General features: G+C 70.5%; 16 protein-coding genes. 8 read left to right on the top strand and 8 right to left on the bottom strand.

Annotated elements, in window-relative coordinates; genetic code table 11:
* Window positions 1-29 precede the first annotated feature (29 nt).
* The 3 genes from ACJ8AN_RS05145 to ACJ8AN_RS05135 all read left to right on the top strand — a co-directional run bounded on the left by ACJ8AN_RS05145 (window position 30) and on the right by ACJ8AN_RS05135 (window position 4,316).
* Window positions 30-1,496: a hypothetical protein gene (locus ACJ8AN_RS05145; protein ID WP_407754099.1), complete on the top strand. Its 1,467-nt coding sequence runs from the start codon at window positions 30-32 to the stop codon at window positions 1,494-1,496.
* 24 nt (window positions 1,497-1,520) lie between these two features.
* On the top strand, window positions 1,521-2,936 hold the full coding sequence (locus ACJ8AN_RS05140) for a hypothetical protein (protein WP_407754098.1): 1,416 nt from the start codon (window positions 1,521-1,523) through the stop codon (window positions 2,934-2,936).
* A gap of 66 nt (window positions 2,937-3,002) precedes the next feature.
* A complete protein-coding gene (locus ACJ8AN_RS05135) occupies window positions 3,003-4,316 on the top strand; it encodes a M18 family aminopeptidase (RefSeq protein WP_407754097.1) in 1,314 nt (437 codons plus the stop codon).
* 27 nt (window positions 4,317-4,343) lie between these two features.
* On the opposite strand, the gene ACJ8AN_RS05130 is transcribed toward ACJ8AN_RS05135, so the two are convergent.
* Window positions 4,344-5,066, bottom strand: a complete 723-nt coding sequence (locus ACJ8AN_RS05130; RefSeq protein WP_407754096.1) for a Crp/Fnr family transcriptional regulator — start codon at window positions 5,064-5,066, stop codon at window positions 4,344-4,346.
* A gap of 248 nt (window positions 5,067-5,314) precedes the next feature.
* Between ACJ8AN_RS05130 and ACJ8AN_RS05125 the strand changes: the two genes are divergently transcribed.
* From ACJ8AN_RS05125 to ACJ8AN_RS05115, 3 genes are all read left to right on the top strand, one after another.
* The gene (locus ACJ8AN_RS05125; RefSeq protein WP_407754095.1) at window positions 5,315-7,309 is read left to right on the top strand and encodes a protein kinase domain-containing protein; all 1,995 of its coding nucleotides are present in this window, start codon (window positions 5,315-5,317) and stop codon (window positions 7,307-7,309) included.
* Between the two features lie 24 nt (window positions 7,310-7,333).
* Window positions 7,334-8,923 carry an adenylate/guanylate cyclase domain-containing protein gene (locus ACJ8AN_RS05120; protein WP_407754094.1) on the top strand — a complete coding sequence of 530 codons (1,590 nt, stop codon included), beginning with the start codon at window positions 7,334-7,336 and terminating at the stop codon, window positions 8,921-8,923.
* A gap of 144 nt (window positions 8,924-9,067) precedes the next feature.
* Window positions 9,068-10,327, top strand: a complete 1,260-nt coding sequence (locus ACJ8AN_RS05115; protein WP_407754093.1) for a cyclic nucleotide-binding domain-containing protein — start codon at window positions 9,068-9,070, stop codon at window positions 10,325-10,327.
* Between the two features lie 5 nt (window positions 10,328-10,332).
* Here ACJ8AN_RS05115 and ACJ8AN_RS05110 read toward each other — a convergent pair whose 3' ends face one another.
* Complete coding sequence (locus ACJ8AN_RS05110) at window positions 10,333-10,815, bottom strand: hypothetical protein (protein ID WP_407754092.1); 483 nt, start codon at window positions 10,813-10,815, stop codon at window positions 10,333-10,335.
* 97 nt (window positions 10,816-10,912) lie between these two features.
* Between ACJ8AN_RS05110 and ACJ8AN_RS05105 the strand changes: the two genes are divergently transcribed.
* Window positions 10,913-11,089 (top strand): hypothetical protein, encoded by a 177-nt coding sequence (locus tag ACJ8AN_RS05105; RefSeq protein ID WP_407754091.1) that lies wholly within the window; start codon window positions 10,913-10,915, stop codon window positions 11,087-11,089.
* Between the two features lie 600 nt (window positions 11,090-11,689).
* Here the strand turns inward: ACJ8AN_RS05105 and ACJ8AN_RS05100 are convergent.
* The 6 genes from ACJ8AN_RS05100 to ACJ8AN_RS05075 all read right to left on the bottom strand — a co-directional run bounded on the left by ACJ8AN_RS05100 (window position 11,690) and on the right by ACJ8AN_RS05075 (window position 19,093).
* Window positions 11,690-11,974: a hypothetical protein gene (locus ACJ8AN_RS05100; RefSeq protein WP_407754090.1), complete on the bottom strand. Its 285-nt coding sequence runs from the start codon at window positions 11,972-11,974 to the stop codon at window positions 11,690-11,692.
* Between the two features lie 272 nt (window positions 11,975-12,246).
* Complete coding sequence (locus ACJ8AN_RS05095) at window positions 12,247-14,169, bottom strand: ATP-binding protein (protein ID WP_407754089.1); 1,923 nt, start codon at window positions 14,167-14,169, stop codon at window positions 12,247-12,249.
* Window positions 14,170-14,345: 176 nt separating this feature from the next.
* Entirely contained in the window at window positions 14,346-15,338 is a 993-nt protein-coding gene (locus ACJ8AN_RS05090; RefSeq protein ID WP_407754088.1) for a trypsin-like peptidase domain-containing protein, read from the bottom strand.
* Window positions 15,339-15,445: 107 nt separating this feature from the next.
* Window positions 15,446-16,639, bottom strand: coding sequence for a cytochrome P450 (locus ACJ8AN_RS05085; RefSeq protein ID WP_407754087.1), 1,194 nt, complete (start codon window positions 16,637-16,639; stop codon window positions 15,446-15,448).
* A 30-nt stretch (window positions 16,640-16,669) separates the two neighbouring features.
* Window positions 16,670-17,866 carry a cytochrome P450 gene (locus ACJ8AN_RS05080; protein WP_407754086.1) on the bottom strand — a complete coding sequence of 399 codons (1,197 nt, stop codon included), beginning with the start codon at window positions 17,864-17,866 and terminating at the stop codon, window positions 16,670-16,672.
* A 45-nt stretch (window positions 17,867-17,911) separates the two neighbouring features.
* Window positions 17,912-19,093: a cytochrome P450 gene (locus ACJ8AN_RS05075; RefSeq protein ID WP_407754085.1), complete on the bottom strand. Its 1,182-nt coding sequence runs from the start codon at window positions 19,091-19,093 to the stop codon at window positions 17,912-17,914.
* Window positions 19,094-19,289: 196 nt separating this feature from the next.
* Here ACJ8AN_RS05075 and uvrA point away from each other — a divergent pair, with 196 nt between their 5' ends.
* Window positions 19,290-24,593, top strand: coding sequence for an excinuclease ABC subunit UvrA (gene uvrA, locus ACJ8AN_RS05070; RefSeq protein WP_407754084.1), 5,304 nt, complete (start codon window positions 19,290-19,292; stop codon window positions 24,591-24,593).
* Window positions 24,594-24,653 lie beyond the last annotated feature (60 nt).

Genomic DNA, 24,653 nt, shown 5'->3' with positions numbered 1-24,653 from the left:
GTGCGGTCGTCACGTCTCAGGAGGTACGGATGCGAGCGGTCCTCTTCTTCTCGGTTCTCCTGGTGGGGGGGCTGGTGGGGTGCGCCTCGTCCCAGGGCACCCTCCGGCCGGAGAAGCAGGAGGTGGCCGTCTATGAGCACCCGCTGGAGGAGGTCTGGCCCTCGGTGCGGACCTGGTTCCAGGAGAAGGGGTTCCGCTCCAAGGAGGACGCGGCCCACTTCGTGTTGCAGACGGAGTGGCGCGAGGAGTTCTCCGGCTCGAAGGTGACGGGCTTCTGGCACCGCTTCACCGTCGTGGGCAAGAGCGACGGGCCCGCCCGCAGCCAGGTGTGGGTCCTCCGCTCCACCCGCAGCCCCGAGGGCGCTCCCGTCAGCGCGGTGAAGCAGCCCGACTGGGAGGCGGCGAACCGCGCCCCGGGCCCTGGCAATGACGGGCTGCCGGGAGGGGACCTTCGCGTCGAGGAGATGGACGTGCGCCTGCCCGACCGCGAGCCGCGCCTGCGCTTCGTCCCCGACGAGTCCGTGTCGAGTGTCGTGCTGCCCCTGGGCACGCCGTCCGCGTCGGGCGAGCCCGTGCACGCCTCGAGGGACCTGGGGCTGGAGTGGGAGCTGCGCGACCGCATCGTCCCGGAGCTGGATGCGCGCCGCAAGGGCGTGGAGGGGCTGGCGCTGGCGGCGACGAAGCAGGAGCCGGGCAGCGGCTCCATCGAGTGCGGCATGCCCATCATCGGCCTGTCCGCGAAGGCCCGGAAGGGCGCGGTGATGCTGCTGGGCGAGCTGCACGGCACGCGCGAGGTGCCGCGCTTCGTGGCGCTGGGCTCCTGCCAGGTGGCCTCCCACGGCACCCCGGTGTCGGTGGGCCTGGAGCTGCCGGTGGAGGATTTGGAGCGGGTGCGGCGCTTCATCGCCAGCGCGGGCACCGGGCAGGACCATGCGCTGCTGATGGAGAGCCCCTTCTGGCGCAGCCCCTACCCGGACGGCCGCGGCAGCGAGGCGGTGGCCCAACTCCTGGAGCAGCTGCGCTGGTTGCACGCCCAGGGCCTGGACGTGGACGTCTTCGTCTTCGACCATCCGGAGCTGCAGGGCGAGGCGCGCGAGGCGGCCATGGCCCGGAGCATCCTCACCCAGGTGCAGGCCGGCCCGGGGCGCTTCTTCCTCGTCGTCGCCGGCAACCTCCACCCGCGCACCCAGCCCGGGGTGCCGTGGGACCTGAGCTATCGCCCCATGGGCTACCTGCTCGCCCGCAAGGTGCCCTTCCTGATGGCCCTGGACGTGGCCTACGACAACGGCACGGCGTGGATGTGCTCCGTGGGCGAGTCGCTCGAGTGCGGCGAGCGGCCGGCCAAGGGCAAGGACAACGGAGACCGTTTCTTCATTTCCCTTTTCGAGCGGCCGAGCGAGTCCGGTTTCCACGGTGTCTTCTACGTGGGCCCCGTGTCAGCCTCTCCCCCGGCGGTGCGGCACGAGGAGCGCACCACGGATTCCCACCCGCTGTAGTCTCGACCCGAGAGGAAGTCCTGCATGAGAAGGATGGTGGCCGGTTGCCTGTTGCTGCTCGCGACGTTGTCGGGATGCGCGACGCGGTTGGTTGATTTCGCCCCGGACCAGGAGGCCGTCTATGAGCAGCCCATCGACGAGGTCTGGCCGCAGGTGCGCAACTACTTCTTGGTGAATGGCTTCGTCTTCCGGGAGACGCCGAACGCGGCGCAGCTGGAGACGGAGTGGCGCGAGGAGTTCGCCGGCTCGAGGGTGGCGGGCTACTGGCACCGCTACCTCGTCACCGCCCAGCCCGAGGGCCCCCACCACAGCAAGCTCATCATCACCCGGGACACGCGCAGCGTGAACAAGGCGCTGGCGCCCACGGGCAGCGAGCTGTCGTGGCACATCGACGGCCGCACCGACGACAACCCGAATGGGTTCGGCAGCGACGAGAACATGCTGCAGCAGTCGCTGCGCGTGACGGGCGACAACGCCATCGTGGGCAACTCCCAGCACACCGCGCGCGACATGGTGATGGAGTGGAAGGTGTTCCGGAAGATCGCCCCGGTGCTCGCGCAGAACGCGACGAAGTCCGCCGCGAGCCCCGACGTGGTGGTGACGAAGGAGGCCAACATCGAGTGCGGCGTGCCCATCCTCGGCCTGGGCAAGCTGGCGCGCGAGGGCAACGTGGTGCTGCTGGGCGAGCTGCACGGCACCCAGGAGGTGCCGCACTTCGTCGCGCAGAGCGCCTGCCAGGTGGCCACCCAGGGCATCCCCGTGACGGTGGGCCTGGAGGTGCCGGACATGAACCAGGCGCGCCTGGAGGCCTTCCTGGCCAGCGCCGGCACCGAGGCGGACTGGTCGAAGCTGATGGAGAGCCCCTTCTGGCGCAGCCCCTACCCGGACGGCCGCAACAGCGAGGGTGTCGTCTATCTCATCGCGGCCCTGCGCAAGCTGCGCGCCCAGGGGCTGGACGTGGCCGTGTTCGCCTATGATCACCCGCCACTCGAGGGCGACGCGCGCGAGGAGGCCATGGCGAAGACGGTGGCGGAGGTGGCCGGCAAGTCCCAGAAGCGGGTGCTGCTGGTGGTGAGCGGCAACCTCCACCCGCGCCAGGTGAAGGGGGTGCCCTGGAACGAGGACTACCGTCCCATGGGCTACCGGCTCGCCAGCGCGCTGCCGAGCGTGTACTCGCTGGACATCGCCTACAAGAGCGGCTCGGCGTGGATCTGCGCCCTGGACAAGGAGCAGAAGCTGGACTGCGGCGTGAAGCCGGCCAAGGGCGAGGACAACGGCGAGCGCTACTTCGTGCAGCTCTTCGGCGGCAAGAACCGCCAGGGCTACCACGGCATCTTCTACGTGGGTGAGGTGTCGGCCTCGCTGCCGGCCGTGTACCGCGGGGTGGAGCCGGCGGGCGGGACCCAGGCCACCATCCCCGCGACCCAGGCCGGAAAGTAGCCGCTACCCGGCACACGCCCCGCCTTTCCTGTGGCGGGGCGTGGCGGCGGCGCTAGCCTGGAGGGGATGACGCCCTCCGATACCGACGCCGCCGCCAATGATTTGTTGGCCTTCATCGACGCCTCGCCCACGCCCTACCACGCGGTGCGCGAGAGCATCCGCCGCCTCACCGCCCAGGGGTACCGCGCCCTCGACGAGCGCGAGCCGTGGGACCTGAAGCCCGGGGACAAGGTGTTCGTCACCCGCGGCGACACCAGCATCGCCGCCTTCCACCTGGGCACCACCCCGGTGGACCGCGCCGGCTTCCGCCTGGTGGGGGCGCACACCGACTCGCCCAACCTGCGCCTCAAGCCCAACGCCCAGGTGCAGCGCCACGGCTACCAGCAGCTCGGCGTGGAGGTGTATGGCGGCGTCCTCTTCAGCACGTGGATGGACCGCGACCTGTCGCTCGCCGGCCGCGTGGTGACGGGCAGGGACGGCCGCCTCACCCACCACCTGCTGGACTTCCGCCGCCCGCTGCTGCGCATCCCCAACCTCGCCATCCACCTCAACCGCTCCGTCAACAGCGACGGTCTCAAGCTCAACGCCCAGGAGCACCTGGTGCCGGTGCTCGCCCTGGAGCGCTCGGGCGCCCTGGACCTCAAGGCGATGCTCGTCGAGGAGCTGGCCCGCGGCGGCACCCGCGTGGAGCCGGGGGACCTCCTGGGCTTCGACCTGTGCCTCTATGACACGCAGCCCTCCACCCGCTCCGGCGCGCATGGTGAATTCCTCCACGCGCCGCGCCTGGACAACCTGGCCAGCAGCCACTCCGGCCTGTCCGCGCTGCTGGCGATGAGCGGGCCGCGCGAGGCCACCTGCGGCGTCGTCCTGTATGACCACGAGGAGTGTGGCAGCGTCAGTGCCCAGGGCGCCGCCTCGCCCTTCCTCAAGGATTTGCTCGAGCGCATCACCCTGGCGCACTCGGACGGGCGGCGGGACGCGTTCCACCGGGCCATCCGTCACTCCTTCCTGGTGTCGGCGGACATGGCGCACGCGGTGCACCCCAACTACGCCTCCATGCACGAGCCCAAGCACCAGCCGCTGCTCGGCGGGGGCCCCGTCATCAAGTCCAACGTCAACCAGTCCTACGCCACCGACGGAGAGACCTGGGCCTGGTTCTCGCTCTGCTGCCGCGAGGCGGGGGTGACGCCGCAGAACTTCATCACCCGCACGGACCTGGGGTGCGGCAGCACCATCGGCCCCATCAGCGCTGGCGAGCTGGGCATCCGCACCGTGGACGTGGGCAGCCCCATGCTCTCCATGCACTCCATCCGCGAGCTGGCCGCCGCGGCGGACGTGGCGGCGATGAGCTCCGTGCTGCGCCAGTTCTTCGTGCGCTGAGCGCCGGACGAGCGCCTGGACGCCCGCTCAATCGGCGTTCTGGCGCAGGCTGTCGGGCTCCAGGAGGGTGATGCGGCCCTCCTCGTAGGACAGCAGCCCCTCGCGGGCGTAGAAGCGCAGCCACCGGTTGGTGCTCTCGCGGGTGAGGCCGCACAGCGCCGCCAGCTCCGTCTGGGTGAGCCGCGAGTTGATGGCCACGCCCTCGGTACCGGCCTTGCCCTGGCTCTGCGCCAGGTCCAGCAGGACGCGCGCCAGCCGGGCCTTCGCGTCCAGGAAGTTGGCGTCGTGCACCGCCTTCGTGACGCGCCGCACCAGACGGCTCAGCTCGGCCAGCAGGGAGGGCACCACCTCGGGCCGCTCCTTCAGGAAGTGGTGGAGCGCCTCGCGCCGCAGGCTCAGCAGGTGCGTCTCCTCGCGTGCCACCGCGTCCGTCGAGCGCGGCGCGTCATCCAGCAGCGCCAGCTCCCCGAAGGACTCCCCCTGCCGCACCAGCGCCAGCGACACCTCCTTGCCGTCCGGCGCGCTGAGCCGGATGGTCACCTCGCCCTGGCGGATGATGTAGAGGTCCGCCCCCGGGTCGCCCCGCTGGAAGATGATCTCCCCCCGGTCGTAGTGCTTGGACTGCAGGCGGGTGGAGAGCCGCTCGAGGTCCTCACCCGCGAGGGACGAGAAGAGGGGCACCTGCGCGAGGAGATCCGAATAGGACATGGCGTGCTGCTCTCCCGGAAGAACGGCCTTGCTGGAATTCATCTTGCCTGCTGCGGCCGGGCCGGACCAGCACGAGACGGCCCCTCGCCTGCAGGGTGCCTGCTGTGACAGGGCGTCACGCCGTTGCGGCCGCAAGGAGCCCCGCTCCTGGCTGCTCACCGACGCTCTACGCCCTCCCGGCAATTGTGCCATCATGCTCCAACCCGAAGGCAGGGGGAGGTGGATGGGACTCAGCCTGTCTTGCCTCCTCGGGGTTGGAGACCGGGTCATCAGATTTGGATGGATCGCTCATGTCCGTACGCCGGATTGGCAGCAGGTACGTGTTGGAGCGGAAGGTCGCGGGCGGTGGCATGGGTGCCATCTGGATCGCGCTCGACTCCCAACTGCAGCGGCGGGTGGCCCTCAAGCTGATGGCCCCCGAGCGCATCGCCTCCGCCTCCGCGCGTCACCAGTTCGAGCAGGAGGCGATGTCGGTCGCCCAGCTGCGCAACCCCCACGTGGTGCAGATCCACGACTACGGCGTGGACGGTGACACGCCGTACATCGTCATGGAGCTGCTCGAGGGAGAGGACCTCGAGACGCGTCTGGAGCGGCAGGGCCGGCTGGCTCCGGCCGTGGTCTCCTCCCTGCTCAACCAGGTCGCCCGCGCCCTGGCCTCCGCACACACCTGCGGCATCATCCACCGCGACCTCAAGCCGGCGAACCTCTTCCTCGCGCGCAACGAGGGCGAGGAGCTGGTGAAGGTGCTCGACTTCGGCCTGGCCCGTTGGGAGGGCGGTGGCTCGTCCTCCGACGAGCGGCCCGGCCGGGTGCTGGGCACCCCGCGCTACATGAGCCCCGAGCAGATGCGGGGCGACCTGCGGATTGATCACCGCGCGGACCTCTGGTCGCTCGCGGTGGTGGCGTACCGGGCCCTCACCGGCCGCTTCCCGTTCTCCGCGGACACGCTCGGTGACTTGAGCCGCAGCGGGGGCGCCCTGGCCGAGTCTCCCTCCAGCCTGGTACCCGAGCTGGGACAGGGCCTGGACGCCTTCTTCGCGCGCGCCCTGGAGGTGGACCCCTCGCGCCGCTTCCAGTCCGCGCGGGAGCTGGCCGCGGCCTTCGCCGCGCTGCTGGACGCCAACCGCCCCGCCCGCGCCTCGAAAATCCTCGTCATCGACGACGAGCCGGACGTGGAGCTGCTGATGCGCCAGCGCTTCCGCAAGCAGATCCGCGACTCCGTCTACGCCTTCATCTTCGCCAGCGACGGCGAGGACGCGCTGGAGAAGCTGCGCCAGAACCCGGATACGGATGTCGTGCTGTCCGACATCAACATGCCGAGGATGGACGGGCTCACGTTCCTCGCGCGGGTGGGCGAGGTGAATCCGGTCGTCAAGGTCATCATGGTGTCGGCCTACAGCGACATGAGCAACATCCGGGTGGCCATGAACCGGGGGGCCTTCGACTTCCTCGTCAAGCCCATCGACTTCCAGGACCTGGACGCCACGCTCAACAAGGCGCTGCGGCAGGTGACGGAGCTGCGCCAGATGGTGCGCTCGGCCGAGGAGAACCACCTGCTGAGGATGTTCGTGAACGGGGGCATCCTCGAGCGGGCGGGGCCGATGATGCGCGGCCCCGACCTGGTGGATGGCGAGCGGGTGGAGGCCACGGTGGCCTTCCTGGACCTGAAGGACTTCACCCCCGTCACCACCCAGGAGCGGCCCGAGGCCGTCATCCGCCGGCTCAACGCCAACTTCGAGATCATCGTCCCGGAGCTGCTCTCGCGCGGGGGCGTGGTGGACAAGTTCGTGGGGGACGCGGTGATGGCCGTGTTCCGGGGCCAGGGGCACCTGAGCCGCGGCCTGGAGGCCTGTCTGGCGGCGCGGCAGCAGCTGCGCGCCATGGCCTTCCGCTATGGCGAGGGCTCTCCGTACGTGCACGGGGTGAGCATCGGCGTGGACTCGGGCGAGCTCATCTGCGGCAGCATCGGCGCCAGGGGCCTGGGCCGGCTGGATTACACGGTGCTCGGCGTGACGGTGAACACCGCGGCCCGGCTGACCGTGATGGCCGAGAGGGATCAGCTCCTCATCGGCGAGCACCTGCGCATGCGGCTGGAAGGGGCGTTCGAGTGCAGGTCGCTCGGCTCCCGGAGCCTGCCCGGCTCCACCGTGTCGCTGGCGGTGCATGAAGTCGTGTCGCGCCAGGACGAGCGGATTTCGAGCTCGGACCAGACCGCCTCCATCGACGCCAATGCGATGAGGGCGGGCTCGACCCCGGCCGTGCTCGCGGCCTCGAAGGAAGGTTAGTTCCCGCCCAGGGAGTCCAGACACATGCAGCTCATCATGAATCCGGGCCTGCTGGACGAGCAGGTGTTCGAGCTCCCCGAAGGCCCCGTGACGATCGGCCGTACGGAGGAGAGCACCATCTGCGTGCTCCACAAGAGCTTGTCGCGGCGGCACGCGCGGCTCGAGCGCGAGGGCGAGCGTGTCGTCCTGATGGACCTGAGCAGCAAGAATGGCACGTTCGTCAACGAGCTGCGGATCGACCGCTACGAGCTCCGGGACGGCGAGTCCTTCCGCTGTGGCGAGGTGCGCTTCAAGCTGGTGCCCAGCACGCGCGTGCTGCCGTTGGACCTGTCGCCCACGCAGGTGCAGTCGCTCCAGACGCGCTTCTCCCCCGGCTCGATGGATGAGCTGCTGGGGCGGCGCTCGGAGCGCGCGGAGTCCTCCGCCCTCAAGGTGCGGCGCGCGAACCTGGACGACCGGGCCCACGACAAGCTCCAGGTTCTGCTCAAGGTGAGCCAGTTGCTCTCCTCGCCCGGCTCCATCGAGGCCCTGCTGGAGCGCATCCTCGACCTCGTCTTCCAGATCATGGAGGTGGATCGCGCGGCCATCCTCCTGGTGGACCCGGCCACGGGCAAGCTGCTGCCGCGCGTGGCGCGCCTGGCCAACGGTGAGTCGCCCTCGGGCGTGTTCTACAGCCAGCGCATCGTCGACTACGTGCGCCACCAGAGCGTGGCGGCGCTCTTCTCCGACGCCCGGGTGGATCCCCGCCTGGATGCCGCCGCCTCGGTGGTGCTGCAGTCCATCCAGGCCTCCATGTGCGCGCCGCTCAAGCCCCGCGACGAGGTGCTGGGCGTGCTGTACGTGGACAACCTCACCCGGCCCAACGGCTTCGGCGAGGAGGACCTGGAGTTCCTCACGGCCTTCGCCAACCAGGCCGCCATCGCGCTCGACAACTCGATGCTGGTGCGGCGGCTCGAGGAGGAGGCGGTGTTGGTGCGCTTCTTCCCTCCGACGACGCTCAAGAAGCTGCAGATGGCCCGGGGCGCTCCCCTGGAGACCATCGAGACGGAGGTGACCGTCCTCTTCTCCGACATCAGTGGCTTCACCGCGCTCTCCTCCCAGCTGGAGCCCCGGCAGGTGGTGGATCTGCTCAACGACTACTTCCCGGTGATGGCGGACATCGTCTTCAAGTACGAGGGCACGTTGGAGAAGTACATCGGCGACGCGCTGATGGCGGTGTGGGGCGCGCCCTTCTCCCACCCGGACGACGCGGACCGGGCCGTGCGCGCCGCGGTGGAGATGCAGCGGGCGCTCGCCCAGCTCAACGCGCGCTGGCGCTCCCAGGGCCGGCCCGAGCTTCAAATCCACGTGGGCCTGAACACGGGGCGGGTGGCGGCCGGGAACATCGGCTCCGAGCAGTACCTGCAATACGCCACCATCGGGGATGCGACCAACGTCGCCAGCCGGGTGTGCTCCGCCGCCAGGGACGGGGAGATCCGCATGAACGCCACCACCTTCGAGCGCTGGCGCGATAGAGCCTGGCCCGCCCAGGCGCTGCCCCCCACCCCGGTGAAGGGCAAGCAGGAGGAGCTGAACCTCTACCTGCTGGAATGGCGCGAGCCCTCCGGGACGTGAGCCGGACCCTGTGATGGAGCTCACTCCGGGGGCGTCGCCCGCATCACATTCCCGATGCGGCCTCCGTGAGAGAAACGAATGGCACGCGGGACGGGGGGACACCCCAGGACAGACCGCGTGGACCCGCCTTGGGAGAGGGACACCATGACCGCCGAGACGCTTCGCGAGCACAAGGACGACGCCGCTCAACTCTTCGCCAGTGGGAGGCTGGAGGAGGCGCTCGCCGAGTACCAGTACGTGGCGCGGGCGGCGCCGGAGGACCTGGCCAGCCGCCAGAAGGTGGCCGAGCTGCTCCAGCGGCTGGGGCGCAAGAAGGAGGCCGTCGACACGTACGAGTCGGTGGCCATGGCGTGGGCCCGGCAGGGGTGGCTGCTGCGCGCCATCGCCCTGTGCAAGGTCATCCTCCAGTTCGAGCCGAGCCATGGCCGGACGCAGCAGCTGCTGGTGGAGCTCTACGCGCGCCGCCTGGCGCCCAGGCCCCGGCTGACCCCCGCGCCGGTGCCCGTGGTGGCCCTGCCCGTGGCGGCGTCCGCTGCGTCCCGGGGCGTGGAGCCGGTGTCTCCCGAGAGCCCGCCGCGTCACCCGCTCTTCTCGCAGCTGGACGAGGCGGCCTTCCTGGCGGTGATGGAACAGCTGGCGCTGAAGGCCTTCGAGCCGGGCGCCCCCATCGTCACGGAGGGCGAGCCGGGTACCTCCATGTTCGCCCTCGTGGAGGGGCGCGTGGACGTGGTGCGCCAGCTGCAGGGCGGCCAGCGGCGCAAGGTGGCCTCCCTGGGCGAGGGGGACTTCTTCGGCGAGATGGCGCTGCTGTCCGAGGGGCCCCGGCTGGCGAGCGTGGTGGCCGCCGAGCGCACCACGGTGCTGGTGCTGACGCGCGAGCAGGTGGAGCGGCTCGTGCAGCGCCACCCCTCGGTGGGCGAGGTGCTGCGCTCCTTCCACCAGGAGCGGGTGCTGGCCAACGTGCTGCGCAGCAACCCGCTGCTCGCGTCCCTCACGCCCGCGCAGCGCGAGGCCGCGGTCCAGGCCTTCCAGCTGCAGACGGTGCCGGCGAACCAGACGCTGCTCACCCAGGGACAGGCGGGCGAGGCCCTGTATCTGATTCTGCGCGGCCAGTGCCGGGTGTCCCACCGGCATCCGGACGGGCACGAGAGCCACTACCCCGTGCTGCGCGAGGGAGACCTGTTCGGTGAGCTCTCGGTGCTGCTGGGCCTGCCGGCCACGGCGACGGTGTCCACGTACTCGCCCTGCACGCTGCTGCGGTTGGATCGCCAGGCCGTCGAGCGCCACATCCTCGTGCAGTCCGGAGTGCGCGAGGCGCTCTCGCGGTTGAGCTCCGAGCGCCTCCAGCGCACCGCCCGCCTGCTCTCCGGACACGAGCTGCACGAGGGCGACCAGCGCGTCTGAGCGGCTCAACCGTCCAGCGGTTGCAGGCCCGTTTCCCGGCGCTTCTCCGTGAGCGCCTCCAACAGACCCTGACGTAACCGGCTGGAGCGGGGGAGACGGAGCAGGTGCTGCTCCGTCTCATCGAGCAGCCGGCGGGCCTGCCGTGGATCGTGTTCGCGGTGCCGCGCACACCACATGGCGTAGAGGCAGGCCACATGGTAGCGGCGCTCCACGTTCGAGTAGCCCAGCCGCTGGATGCGCCGCAGGGTGCGCCCGAGAATCGGCCAGGGGCAATCGTGTGCGAAGGCCTCGGTGAAGAGCCTCTCGGCGATACGCCGCCGTAATTCCTTGCGCTCGAAGTCCGTCTCGATGACCGAGCGCAGAAGGTGCCGCTCCAGTGCCTTGTACTTGCCTTCCAGCACCTCGAAGGAGTTATCGCTGGTCGCGGCGATGAGCTGGTCGAAGGCCCGTGCTACTTGCAGGGATTGGCGCCCGGAAGCTTTCGACACTCTCTTCACTGACAGGGTCTCCCATCCCAGAGCTTGTCAGGAGATGCAGGCGGAGGGGATGCCTGAGGCGAAGGAGCGGCTGCGGGCGTAGGGGGTGGTGGCGCGGGCGTTGATGGAGCTGCCGGACTGGCCGGCGCTGGCGTCGGCGTACCTGGTGCGGGGGGGGCGGGCGGTGACGATGCGGGGCAAGGGGCAGCCGGAGGCGAAGCTGCGGGGGCGGGCGGCGGAGCAGGGGCCGGTGCTGGTGTCGGCGCGGGCGTATTGGCTCCCGTAGGGGGAGGCGGAGCGGCAGGTGGCGCGGTTTGTCCGGCAGGGGTAGGGCTTGCGCGGGGAGAGGAGGCCTCATCCTCATACACAGGCGGCAGAATTTCGGCCACCACCTCGCCTTGGGGGGTTACCGCGTACTCGTACCACCCATCGAGCACCCGAGAGGGAGAGCCGCGCGGTTCGCCGCACCGATCGAAGCGCTGGATGAGCGACACATAGTACAAGCTCGACGACAAGTTCTTGAAGACGACGACATCCAAACCCTGCTCGGGGCTGGAGCAGCCCCAGAACAGGTCTGGATAGGGGTTGGTTCTTACCATCTCGTGGATGGCAGCCACGGCGGCGAGCGCAGCCCCCGCTTCCACGGACGGGACGATGAGCTGGGTCGAGGCTTCGACCGGCCACTCGATCTGCCTCTTCCTGGCAGCGGCGGTCAAGGAACATCCTGAGAGCACTGCGGTGAGCACTGCGAGCGCATACACCTTGTTCATCGCATTCTCCTGAAGCCACACCCGGTGATAGCACCCTCGGTAACAGGGGTATCACCCTGGAGGCGCCAGCGTGGGTCTGAGGCTCTTCTTGCTGACCGTTGGCACGTGACGAGCGCCTACTCTCTCAACAACCGCAGAGGTTCAGGGCTGCATTGCGGCGGGAGGGGGCGATTGCGGCTGTCGCGTCGGCGTGGGGCACAGGTACCGAGGGTGACCCAGCCGGCCCTCGTGTCGCTCCACTGTTGAACCTCGCCCGTGGGAAAGTAGCGCAGGAAGAGGCGCGTGCCGTCCTGGTGCTCCGCCACGATGGCCGAGGCCATCTCAATACCCGTGTTCTTGTAGACCGCGGGAGCCGGGTGGTCCGGTTGCCCGTTGCCCGGAATCAGGCGGACTTCCGCCATGGCCACATAGGGGGCAAACGCGTCTGTAGGCCATCTAGCGAGATCGTCCGAGGAGGGAGGCGCGCCACAGAGGTGGTTGTGGACGTACCCCACGACCCACACCCGCGAGGCAGGATAGTCGTCGTCCTCCACCGCGAAGAACGGGCGGCATGAGCTGTGGTTTCCCTGGCTGGGCTCAGTCACTCGCCAGGAGAGGGAGTCGCGGTCTCCGGCAACATAGATCGTCGCCTTGTCTCGCCAGGCGCAGCGGCCCTGGCAGGTGCTTCACAGTCTCACCCGGTGGTGGCGAGCACCTCGCGCGTCACCGCCAGCAGGGCGCGCGCGTCGAAGGGCTTCTCCACCCGCCGGTTGGGCACCCGCTCCAGGAAGGTCCTCGCCTGCGCCGTGAAGGCCCCTCCCGTCAGGAAGATCACCCGGCCCGTCAGCTCCGGCCTCAACCGGTGCAGCGCCGCGTGGAAGTCCATCCCGTTCATCCGCGGCATCATCAAGTCACACAGGATGAGATCGAAGTGCTCGCCCGCCTCCAACCGCGGGAGCACCTCGGCCGCCAGCGTGGTGAACACCACGTCGTGGTGCGGCCTCAGAATCCGCTCCACCGCCGAGCACAGCATCGGCTCGTCGTCGATCACCAGCACACGGCCCCTCGGCCCTCCCGTCACCGCCGGGACACTCGCCTCCCGCACGGGCTCCTCCGGCGTGAGCGCCGCTGGCAGCAGCACCTGGAATGTAGTCCCCTTCCCCAGGTCGCTGTGCACGTGCATCTCCCCGCCCATCGCGGTGATGAGGTTGTGGCAGATGGACAGGCCCAGCCCCGTGCCCACCCCTGGCGGCTTGGTGGTGAAGAAGGGATCGAAGATGCGGCCCATCAGCTCCGGGGCAATGCCCGCTCCGGTGTCCGAGACCTCCACCGCCACCTTCCCTGGACCGGCCATGCGCGTGGTGACGCGAATCTCATGGTGGTCCGCGTCCCCATCCGAGGGAATGGCCTGGGCCGCGTTCACCAGCAGGTTGAGGAACACCTGGCCCAGCCGTGAATCGTTGCCGCGCACCGGGGGCACGTCCTCCCCGTACTGCTTCACCAGCCGCGCCCGGTGACGAATCTCCCCGGACGCCAGGTTGAGCGTGGAGTCCAGCACCCGCTTCACGTCCACCGGCCGGATGGGATCCTGCGCCTCGCGGGAGAACGTCTTGAGATCCCCGACGATGGTCCGCACCCGGTCCGCTCCCTGCCGCGCCTCGCCGAGCGCGTCGCGGATCGTCTTCAGCCTGCCCGGTGCGGCGTCCGGTTGCGCCGGCCCGCACTCCACCTGGTGCGCCAGCTCCTCGTGCGCGTAGCCGAGGTTCGCCAGCACGTAGGCCAGCGGGTTGTTGATTTCGTGCGCCACGCCCGCGGCCAGCGTCCCCACCGAGGCCATCCGGTCCGCCAGCAGCAGCCGCGCGTGCATCTGCTTGCGCTCGGTGACGTCCGGGAACATCGACACCAGGTGCGGCGTGCCCGCGTACTCGGCGATGCCCGTGAAGACGAGCACGTCGCGCAGCTCCCCGCTCTTCGTCCGCACGCGGCACTCCACCCCGCGCAGCACCCCCTGCTCCCGGAAGAGCGCCGCCAGCCGATCGATCTCGACGGGGCTCTCCCACATGTTCAGCTCCCCCGAGGTGCGCCAGAGCATCTCCTCGCGCGTGTAGCCGAAGAGCTGCGTGCAGGCCTCGTTCACCTCGACGAAGGCGTTGCCCTCTCGCGTGGTGATGCACGTGGGCACCGGGCTCTCGCGCAGCAGCACCGCGCACAGCCCGTCCAACTCGAAGTCCTCCGGCAGGGGCTCGGGCCGCTCGGCCGCCCGGCGCTCGGCCAGACGCAGCCGCAGCAGTGCCGAGGTCTCGTCCAACGGCAGGGACAGGAAGTCATCCACCCCGGCCTCCAGCAGCGGCTGCACCTGCCCCAGTTGCTCGGAGCGGGCCACCAGGAGGATGGAGGCCTGCATCCCGCGCGGGCAGGCTCGGAGCGCGCGCACGAGGACGATCCGGTCCCCCGCGCCGTCCATTCCCATCAGCACGAGCGGATAGGGGCTCAGGCGGAAGGCGGTGATCGCCGCCTCGTCATCCGCCGCGCAGGTCGGCGTCATTCCGAGTTGCCGGAGCAGCTGCTCCACGGGCGATAGATCGATGCTCTCGGAGGGAACCAACAGGGCCCGCATGCACTCCTCACCGGAATGGTGCCGTGATGGCCCCGTCTTACTACGGACGGGCAGCTGTCCTGATGACGGGGAGCGTTTTCAACGGAAATTCATGCTTGCCTGTCTACCATGGATGCTGGGTAAAAAACGGATTTCATGGAATTCCACTGCTGGTGCCGCGGCGGTCCCCGGGTGCTTCACTGGAGGTACGACTTGGGGGCCGACATGCGTGCGAAGGCGGCCTGGGCCTGGAGCCAGCGATCGATGACGTGCAGCAGGCCATCGAAGGTGTCGCGCAGGGCCCAGGCGCAGGAGTCGGCATCGTCGAGCCGCGTGCAGCGCTGGAGTCCCTCGCGTAGGGCGGCCTGGGCTCCGGGGCAGTCGGTGCGCTCCTGGAGGAGCTGCTCGGCCGTGCGCTCATAAAGGCGGTAACAGGTCTCGGGGTCTCCGCGGTTGTAGGCGGGGGCGCCGAGCTGGATGGCCTGCATGATGGCGAGGGCGATCTCCTCCACCCCGTCCGTGGCGCACCCCTCCAGCAGCGAGATCGGATGCGTGGGCACCTGCCGCTCGCGGGAGGCCGCGGGCCGGACGAGCATGAGCGCGGAGAGGGGACGGGAGCCGGGCTGCTCCAGCAGCGGCACCACGTAGCGCGAGGGGATGACGATGGTGACGGGCCGCCCGTCCGCGAAGGCGCACGTGGCCACGCCCACGAACGCGCCCGAGGCATCCAGCACCGGGCTGCCCGAGGCATCCTCTGGAAGGGCCGCCTCCAGCTCGAGGAAGGTGAGGGACTCGTCGAGCACCTGCACCGCATGCACCCGCGTCTCCATCAGGCCCAGCATGCCGCCGCCCGCCGGGAGGAGGATGAAGAGCACGTCGCCCTCGCCGGGGTGGGCCGCGCCATCCAGGCGCAGCGCCTCCAGGCCATGCGTGGGCAGTTGCAGCACGGCCAGGTCCCGTTTCTCGTCGAGCGCGACCACCTCTTCCACCTCGAGGAACTGCTCGTCGGCGAGCAGGACGTGGATCTCCTCGGCACCCGCCACCACGTGCAGGTTGGTGACGAGGAAGCCGTGGGGCGAGGCCACGAAGCCCACCCCCTGACGGCCTGGCATCTCCAGGATGGCGAGGGAGGGGGCTGCCCGGGCGGCGACCGCCCGGGCGGTGGAGACATCGGTGTCGGCGGTCAGCATGGGGGCGCCATCTCCTTGAGCTACACCATGGACACGCCGCCGGAGCCGGGCAGGCGGCGGTACCGGAGCGGTCCGATGGAGACCGGGCAGCCGGGCGCTCCGCTTGCTCAGGCCGTGTGGGCCACCAGGGGCAGGTGCGCGGGGCCCCGGACGATGAGCGAGGCATTCCACTGCACCGGCGCGTCGCCCGCGGTGAGCCGGGCGAAGCGGGCGAGCAGCGCCTCCACCGACAGCCGTGCCTCCATTCGCGCGAGCTGCGAGCCCAGGCAGAAGTGGATGCCGTGGCCGAAGGGCAGGTTCTGCGGGCCGGGGCGGTCCAGGTCGAAGCGGTCCGGCTCGGGGAACTGCGCCTCGTCGCGGTTGGCCGAGGCCAGGAGGATGAGGACCCGTGCGCCCCTGGGCACGCGCACGCCCCGGAGCTCCACCTCCTCGGCGGCCTGCCGCATCACGCCGTGCACGGGCGGCTCGTGGCGCAGCACCTCGTCGATGAAGCGGGGGATGAGGGCGGGCTGCTCGCGCAGCAGCGTCATCAGCTCCGGCTGCAGGTGGAGCCGGTGCGCGGCGTGGCTCATCAGGTGCAGCGTCGTCTCCAGGCCGCCGATGAGCAGCAGGAACATGAAGCCCATCAGCTCCATGTCCGAGAGCGACTCGCCCTCCACACGCGCGCGCAGCAGGTCCGTCACCAGGTTGTCGCCCGGGTTGCGCCGGCGCTCCTCGAGCACCTGCGTGAAGTGCTGGCGGACCTCGTTCACCGTGGCGCGCATCGCCGCCTGCCGCTCGGTCTCGTGGGGACCGATGCCGGTGAAGTGCGCCAGGTGCTCGGCCCAGCGCATCAAGCGCGGGTGCACCTCCGGCGAGAGTCCCAGCAGCTCCCCGATGACGCCCATGGGCATGGGGGTGGCGAAGTGCTCCACGAAGTCCACCGGGCGCCCCTCGGGGATGTGGGCGGCGATGCGCTCCGCGAGCTGGCGCACGACCGGCTCGATGCGGGTGATGACGGAGGTGCCGAAGGCGCGGTTGATGAGCGCGCGCAGGCGGGTGTGGCGTGGCGGATCCATCACCAGCGCCGAGTCCGCCAGCGGGTAGTCGGAGATCCACTCGGGGCGGTAGGCCTGACGGAAGCCTTCGGCGGTGAAGAGCTGATGGTTCTTCATCGCGTACAGCACGTCCTCGTGCCGCGAGATGGCCCACAGCCCCAGCGGGTCCACCTGGCTCACGGGCGCGTGGCGGCGCAGCTGAGCGTAGACGGGGTAGGGGTTGGCGCGGACCTCGGGGGCCAACAAGTTCACTCGGCTGCTCATCGCTGTACCTCCGTTGAGGGTGAGGGGGGGCTAGGAGAGCCGGGCCACGAGCGGCAGGGCGGTGGGGCCTCGCACCACCAGCGACGAGTTCCACCGCACCGGCCCATCCCCGGCCGTGAGCCGCGAGAAGCGGGAGACGAGCGCCTCCAGGGCGATCCGGCCCTCGAGCCGTGCGAGGTGGGCACCCAGGCAGAAGTGGATGCCATGGCCGAAGGGCAGATTCTGCGGTCCGGGGCGCTCCAGGTCGAAGCGGTCGGGCTCGGGGAACTGTGCCTCGTCGCGGTTGGCCGAGCACAGCAGCAAGAGCAGCCGCGCGCCCCTGGGCAGGCGCACGCCGCCGAGCTCCACCTCCTGGGTGGTCATCCGGAAGACGCCGTGCACCGGGGGCTCGTAGCGCAGCATCTCGTCGATGAAGCGGGGGAGGAGCGAGCGGTCCGCGCGCAGCCGCTCCATCAGCTCCGGCTGCAGGTGGAGCCGGTGCGCCGAGTGGCTCATCAGGTGCACCGTCGTCTCCATGCCGGCCGTGAGGAGCAGGAACATGAAGCCCATCAGCTCCGTCTGCGTCAGGGCCTCGCCGTCCACGCGCGCGCGCAGCAGGTCGCTCACCAGGTCCTCGCGCGGCTCGCGGCGGCGCTCCTCCAGCACCTGCTCGAAGTGGCGGCGGAACTCGGCCACCGCGTCGCGCATCTGCTGCTGGCGCCCGGTGTCGTGGGCGGGGATGCCGGTGAAGGTGGCGAAGAGGTCCGCCCAGCGCTTGAGGTCCGGGTAGATGGAGGGACCCAGGCCCATCAGCTCGGCGATGACGGCCAGCGGCACGCGCACGGAGAAGGCCGACACGAAGTCCACCGATTGGTCCACGGGCAGCTCGGCCACGGTCTGCTCCGCGAGCTGGCGGATGCGCGGCTCCAGCCGCGTGATGACCGAAGGACCGAAGGCGCGGGTGACGAGCGCCTTCAGCCGCGTGTGGTGCGGCGGATCCATCACCAGCATGGAGTCCGCCATCGGGTAATCGGGGAACCAGGCCGGGCGGTAGGCCTGCTTGAAGCCCTCGGAGGCGAAGAGCTGCGGGTTCTTCAGCACCTGGGACACGTCCGCGAAGCGCGAGACAGCCCACAGCCCCATCGGGTCCACCTGGCTCACGGGCGCGTGGCGGCGCAAGCCGGCGAAGACGGGGTAGGGGTTGGCTCGCACCTCGGGGGCGAGGAGGTTCACTCTGCTGCTGCTCATGGGACTGCCTCTTCAGGAGTGACGGAGAGGAGTCCATGCTAGCGCTCAGTCCGTATGCGCCGCGAGCGGCGGCCAGATGGGGCCACGCATCACCAATGAAATGTTCCAGCGCGCGGGCTCGTCACCGGGAGTCAGCCGGGCGAAGCGCGCGAGGAGTGCTTCCAGCGCGAGCCTCGCTTCCATCCTCGCGAGCTGGGCACCCAGGCAGAAGTGGGCTCCGTGGCCGAAGGGCAGTTGCTGGGAGCCGGCGCGCTCCAGGTCGAAACGGTCCGGCTCGAGGAAGCGCGCCTCGTCGCGGTTGGCCGAGGCCATCAGCAGCAGCAGCCGCTCGCCCCGGGGCACGTGCGCGCCGCCGAGCTCCACGTCGTCGGTGGTCAGCCGGACGATGCCGTGCACCGGGCCGCTGTGGCGCAGCATCTCGTCAATGAAGCGGGGGATGAGCTCCGGCTCCGCGCGCAGCCGCGCCATCAGCGCCGGGTCCTCCTGGAGCTTCAGGACGCTGGCGCTCAGCAGGTGCACCGTCGTCTCCAGGCCGCCGATGAGGAGCAGGAACATGAAGCCCATCAGCTCCGTCTGCGTGAGGGCCTCGCCGTCCACGTGCGCGCTCAGCAGGTCGCTCATCAGGTCGTCGCGCGGCTCGCGGCGGCGCTCCTCCAGCACCTGCTCGAAGTGGTGCCGGGCCTCGGCCACCGAGGCGCGGATGCGCTCCTGGGGCTCGAGGTCCGCGGGGCCGACGCTGGTGAAGCGCGTCATCACCTCCGCCCAGTGCTTGAGCTGGGCATGGAGCGACGGGGGAATGCCCACCAGCTCGCCCAGCGCGGAGATGGGCACGCGGATGGAGAAGTCCTCCACGAAGTCCACCGGTTGCCCGTCGGGCAGCGCGGCGATGAGCCGGTGGGACAGCTCTCTCAGGCGCGGCTCCAGCCGGGTGAGCACGGTGGCCCCGAAGGCGCGGCTGACGAGCGAGCGCAGCCGGGTATGCCGCGGCGGATCCATCACCAGCATGGAGTCCGCCATGGGGTAGTCGGGAATCCAATCCGGGCGGTAGGTGCGCCGGATGCCCTCCGAGGAGAAGAGCCGGGGATTCTTCAGCACGGTCATCACGTCGTCGTAGCGCGCGACGGCCCACAGCCCGCCCGGGTCCACCTGGCTCACCGGCGCGTGGCGTCGCAGCCCGGCGTAGAAGGGATAGGGATTCGCCCGCACGTCAGGTGCGAGCAGATTCACTCTGCAGCTCATAGGTGTTCTCGCGAGTTGGGAAGCAAAGCTCCAGGGTAGCCGGTGGGCGCGGGCGGATCAGTGGGATTGATGGGCGTGCGAAGCAAGGTCAACCGACGGGAGCGAGCGGCCCGCCTGCCTCCCTGGCCCCACGTCACGGATTCCGTTGGCGAAGGTGACTTCCGCCGTTAAATCCCCGCCTCCCATGCACAAGACACACCTCGTTGGCGCCAGGACCCACAATCTCCAGTCCCTCACCGTGGACCTCGCCGAAGGCGAGCTGGTGTGCCTCACCGGCGTGTCCGGCTCCGGCAAGTCGAGCCTCGCGTTGGATACCCTCTACGCCGAGGGGCAACGCCGCTTCGTCGAGAGCTTCAGCCCGTATGCCCGCCAGTTCCTCGAGCGGCTGGAGCGGCCCCCGATGGACAACCTGGAGCCCGTGGCGGCGGGCGTGGCGGTGGATCGCCGCGCCCCGGTGAAGAGCTCGCGCTCCACCGTGGCCACGCTGGCCGACGTGGAGGCGTACCTGTCCGCGCTCTTCACCCGTGAGGCCATGCCGGTGTGTCCGGCCTGCGGGGTGGAGGCGGTGCGGACCGACGCGCGCGTGGCCGCCACCGCGACGCTCGCCGCCGAGCCCGACGCCCTGGCCGTGCTCGCCTTCCCGCTGCGCATCGCGGACACCGCCGAGTTCCTCGACGTGCGCGCGAAGTTGCTCAAGGAGGGCTTCCACCGGCTGGTGGTGCAGGGCGAGGTGCGCGAGCTGGAGTCGCTGCGGCCGAGCGAGGCCACGGACTCGGCGGGCGTGGCGCACGTGGTGGTGGACCGGGTGAAGCTGGCGCAGGGACAGCTCGGCCGGGTGGCGGCGGCGCTGGAGTCCGCGTGGGCCATGGGCAACGGTAACGCGGTGGCCTTCACGCCCTCGGGCATGCGGCGCATCCGCCGCGGCCTCGTATGCCCCAAGTGCTCGCGCGAGTTCGAGCAGGCCCGGCCCGGCCTCTTCAGCTACCAGTCGCCCACGGGCGCGTGCCCCACGTGCCGGGGTTTCGGCCGCACCATCGGCATCGACTGGGAGAAGGTGGTGCCCAACCCGGCGCTGAGCCTGGAGAAGGGCGCCATCCGTCCCTGGTCCGGCAAGACCTCCGAGTGGGAGCGGAAGATGCTGTTCCGCTACGCGAAAGACAACGGCATTCCGCTGGACAAGCCGTGGGGGCAGCTCACCGCGGCGCAGCGCGAGAAGGTGCTGGAGGGCGAGGGGGATTACCACGGCGGCCGCTCGTACCCGGGCGTGCGCGCGTGGTTCCGCTGGATGGAGAGCCGCACGTACAAGATGCACGTGCGCGTGCTGCTCTCGCGCTACCGCGCCTATGCGCTGTGCGAGAGCTGCCAGGGCGCTCGCCTCAACGAGTCCGCCCGGGCGTGGCGCGTGGGCGGGTTGGACCTGGCCGCGTGGCACGGGCTGGAGCTGTCGGATGCGCGCGCCCGCCTGGAGGCCCTGCGCACCCATACGGGCCAGGGCGAGCTGGTGCGCCGCGAGCTGGCGAGCCGCCTCGGCTACCTGGAGCGGGTGGGCCTGGGCTACCTCACGCTGGACCGGCCCGCGCGCACGCTGTCCGGCGGTGAGGCGCAGCGCGTGTCGCTCACCGCGGCGCTGGGCACGTCCCTGACGGGCGCGCTCTTCGTACTGGACGAGCCCACCGTGGGCCTGCACCCCTCGGACGTGGGGCCCCTCACTGGCGCCATGGCCGAGCTGGCCACCCGGGGCAACATCGCGCTCGTCATCGAGCATGATCCGCTCGTCATCCGCTCGGCGCACCGCGTGCTGGAGCTGGGGCCCGGGGCCGGCAAGCACGGCGGGAAGATGTGCTTCGATGGCACCCCGCAGGCGCTGGCGAAGCGCTCGGACCTGCCCACCGGCCGGCTGCTGTCGGGCACCGAGGACGTGAAGCGCACGCCGCGCACGCGCACCGGGGAGCTGGTGATTCGCAATGCCCGGGCGCACAACCTCCGGGGCGTCTCGGTGAACGTGCCGCTCGGCGTGCTGTGCGCGGTTACGGGCCCGAGTGGCTCGGGCAAGAGCACCCTGATGGACGAGGTGCTGTACCGCCACCTCGGGCGAGCCCTGGGCGAGAAGGACGTCGAGGCGCCCGGTGAGGCGGATGGCGTGGACGGGCTGGAGGTGGTGGAGCGCGTCACCTTCGTGGACCAGTCGCCGCTGGGGCGCACCTCGCGCGGCAACGCGGCCACGTACACCAAGGCGTGGGACCGGCTGCGCGAGCGCTTCGCCTCCGAGCCCGAGGCCGAGGTGCGCGGCCTGACCTCGGCGCACTTCTCCTTCAACGTGGACAAGGGCCGCTGCGAGGCCTGCTCGGGCGAAGGCTACGAGACGGTGGAGATGCAGTTCCTCGCGGACGTGTCGCTGTTGTGCCCGGTGTGCCGGGGCCGGCGCTTCAAGGAGGAGGTGCTGGCCATCCGGCACCACGGCCTCTCCGTGGCGGACGTGCTGGAGCTCACCGTGGACGAGGTGCTCGAGCGCTTCGCCGGTGACAAGCCACTGGTGCGCGCGCTCGGGCCCGTGTCGCGGTTGGGGCTCGGGTATCTGTCCCTGGGACAGCCGCTGTCCACCTTGTCCGGTGGCGAGGCCCAGCGCCTCAAGCTGGCGCGCGCGCTGGCCAGTGAGGCGAAGGGCTCGCTCTTCCTCATCGACGAGCCGAGCGCCGGCCTGCACGACGCGGACGTGCGCCAGGTGCTCGCCGCGCTGCATGAGTTGGTGGAACGCGGCGCGAGCGTCGTCGTGGTGGACCATGACCTCGCCGTCATGCGGGGCGCGGATTGGATCATCGACCTCGGACCTGGAGGCGGCCGCAACGGTGGGCGGCTGGTGGCCGAGGGCACTCCGGAGCAGCTCATCGCCCGGGGCGAGGGCCTCACGGCGGCGGCGCTGCGCGGGACGTTGAGCGAGCCGGTGCTGCCGGGCAAGCGCGGCAAGGGCCCGGCCGAGGTGCCTCCCGCCATCGAAGTGGAGCACGCGCGCGAGCACAACCTGCAGGAGGTGTCCTGCCGGATTCCACTCGGGAAGATGACGGTGGTGACGGGGCCGAGCGGCTCGGGGAAGAGCTCACTCGTGTTCGACGTGGTGTTCGCCGAGGGCCAACGGCGTTTCCTGGAGACGCTGACGCCATACGCGCGCCAGTTCCTGCCCACCATGCCGCGCCCGGACGTGGAGCGCATCAGCAGCATTCCGCCCTCGGTGGCGCTGGAGCAGCGCACCTCGCGCGCGGGCGCCACCAGCACCGTGGCCACCGTCACCGAGGTGGCCCACTACCTGCGCCTCCTCTTCGCCAAGCTGGGCCAGCCCCACTGCCCGCGAGACGGTGAGCCCATCGCCGCCACCACCGCCGAGGCCCTGTACGCGCAGCTCACCGCGATGAAGGGGGACGGCACGGTGCTCGCCCCCGCGGTGCGCGCACGCAAGGGCACGTACCTGGACGTCTTCACCGCCGCCGCTCGCGCGGGCATCGAGACGGCCATCGCCGATGGCAAGTCGGTGTCCACGGATCAGCCGCCGCAGCTCGTGAAATCGCGCGAGCACGACATCGACCTCGTCATGTACCAGGGCAAGCTGGCGAAGCTGCCGCGCGAGGTATTCGACAAGGCCCTCACCTGGGGCAAGGGCGCGCTGAAGGTGCGCAGTGCTGGCGACAAGGAGACGCTCCTGTCCAGCGAGCGGACCTGCCCCGTCTGCGGCTTCTCCGTGCCGGAGCTGGATCCGCGCTGGTTCTCCTTCAACACGAAGCAGGGCCGGTGCGTGGACTGCGAGGGCACGGGCGTGGAGGGCGGTGCCGAGGCGCTGGCCGAGGGCCGCTCGGAGCCGTGCAGAACCTGCGAGGGCTCGCGCCTGGAGCCGGTGCCGCGCGCGGTGAAGCTCGAGGGCCTGCGCTACCACGAGGTGGTGCAGCAGTCCGTCACCGCCACGCTGGAGCAGGTGCGCGGGTGGAAGTTCAAGGGAGACCGGGCGCTGCTCGGCGAGCCGTCCCGCCAGGAGCTGCTGCGGCGCATGGAGTTCCTGGATCGCGTGGGGCTGGGCTACCTGTCGTTGGACCGGAACGCGTCCACGCTGTCGGGTGGCGAGATGCAGCGGCTACGGCTGTCGGCGCAGCTCGGCGCGGGACTCACCGGCGCGATGTACGTGCTGGACGAGCCCACCATCGGCCTGCACCCGCGCGACACCCACCGGCTGCTGTCCAACCTGCGTGCGCTCGTGGACACGGGCTCCACCGTGCTGGTGGTGGAGCACGACACGGACACCATTCGCGCGGCGGACCACCTCATCGAGCTGGGCCCCACGGGCGGCCGGGGCGGCGGACGCATCCTCGCCGAGGGCCCTCCCGAGCAGGTGCTGCAGAGCGAGGACGCTCCCACGGCCAAGGCGCTCCGCGAGCCCGCGGTGCTGGCCGCGACGAACCGCGGCGAGCCGCAGAAGTGGATTGAGCTGAAGGGGGCTCGGGCCAACAACCTGAAGGGCGCGGATCTGCGCATCCCCGTGGGCCGGCTCACGGTGGTGTCGGGCGTGTCGGGCTCGGGGAAGAGCACCCTGGTGCGCCATGTGCTGTACCCGGCCCTGCGCGAGAAGCTCGGGCTGGTGACGACGCGGCCAGGGCCGTTCAAGTCGCTCACGGGCGTGGACGCCATCCGCCGCGTGCTGGCGGTGGACCAGTCGCCCATCGGGCGCACGCCGCGCTCGGTGCCAGCCACCTTCCTGGGCCTCTGGGACGAGCTGCGCCGGGCGTTCGCCGCCACCCCCGAGGCCAAGCTGCGCGGCTTCAGTCCCACCCGGTTCTCGTTCAACTCGGCGTCAGGCGGACGGTGCACGGCGTGCGACGGGCAGGGAGCCATCTCGCACGAGATGTCCTTCCTCCCGGACGTGGTGACTCCGTGCGAGGCGTGCGGCGGGGCCCGTTTCGACGCGGCCACGCTCGAGGTGCGCTACCACGGGCTGACGATTGGTGACGTGCTGCGCCTGTCCGCGGACGAGGCCAAGGACGTCTTCCATGCGTTGCCCAAGGTGTCCGCGCCGCTGTCGTGCCTGTCGGACCTGGGCGTGGGTTACCTGCAGCTGGGCCAGGGCTCCAACACCCTGTCCGGCGGTGAGGCGCAGCGGTTGAAGCTGGCCGCGGAGCTCACCGCGTCCATGCGCCACGAGCCCACGCTGTACGTGCTCGACGAGCCGACCACGGGCCTGCACCTGGGAGACGTATCGAAGCTGATCGCCTTCCTGCGCCGGCTGGTGGACCGGGGGGACACCCTGGTGGTCATCGAGCACCACCCGAGCGTCATCGCCTCGGCGGACCATGTGGTGGAGCTGGGGCCCGAGGGCGGCGAGGAGGGCGGGAGCATCGTGGCCGAGGGGACACCGCAAGAGGTGGCGAGGCTGAAGACGGCCACCGGCCGGGTGCTCAAGTCGGTGTTCGCGGCGGAGGAGCCTGCCCGGAAGGTGGCACGGGGGCGGTGAGTCGGGGACGCACGCCCGGCAGTTCCTCGTGTAACCTTGCCATTCTCGGAGCCGATGCCC

Source organism: Archangium sp. (assembly GCF_045802675.1).
In the GTDB taxonomy this organism is placed as follows: domain Bacteria; phylum Myxococcota; class Myxococcia; order Myxococcales; family Myxococcaceae; genus Archangium.
The sequence above is the reverse complement of the archived record's forward strand: the minus strand, read 5'-3'. Positions and strand labels throughout refer to the sequence as shown.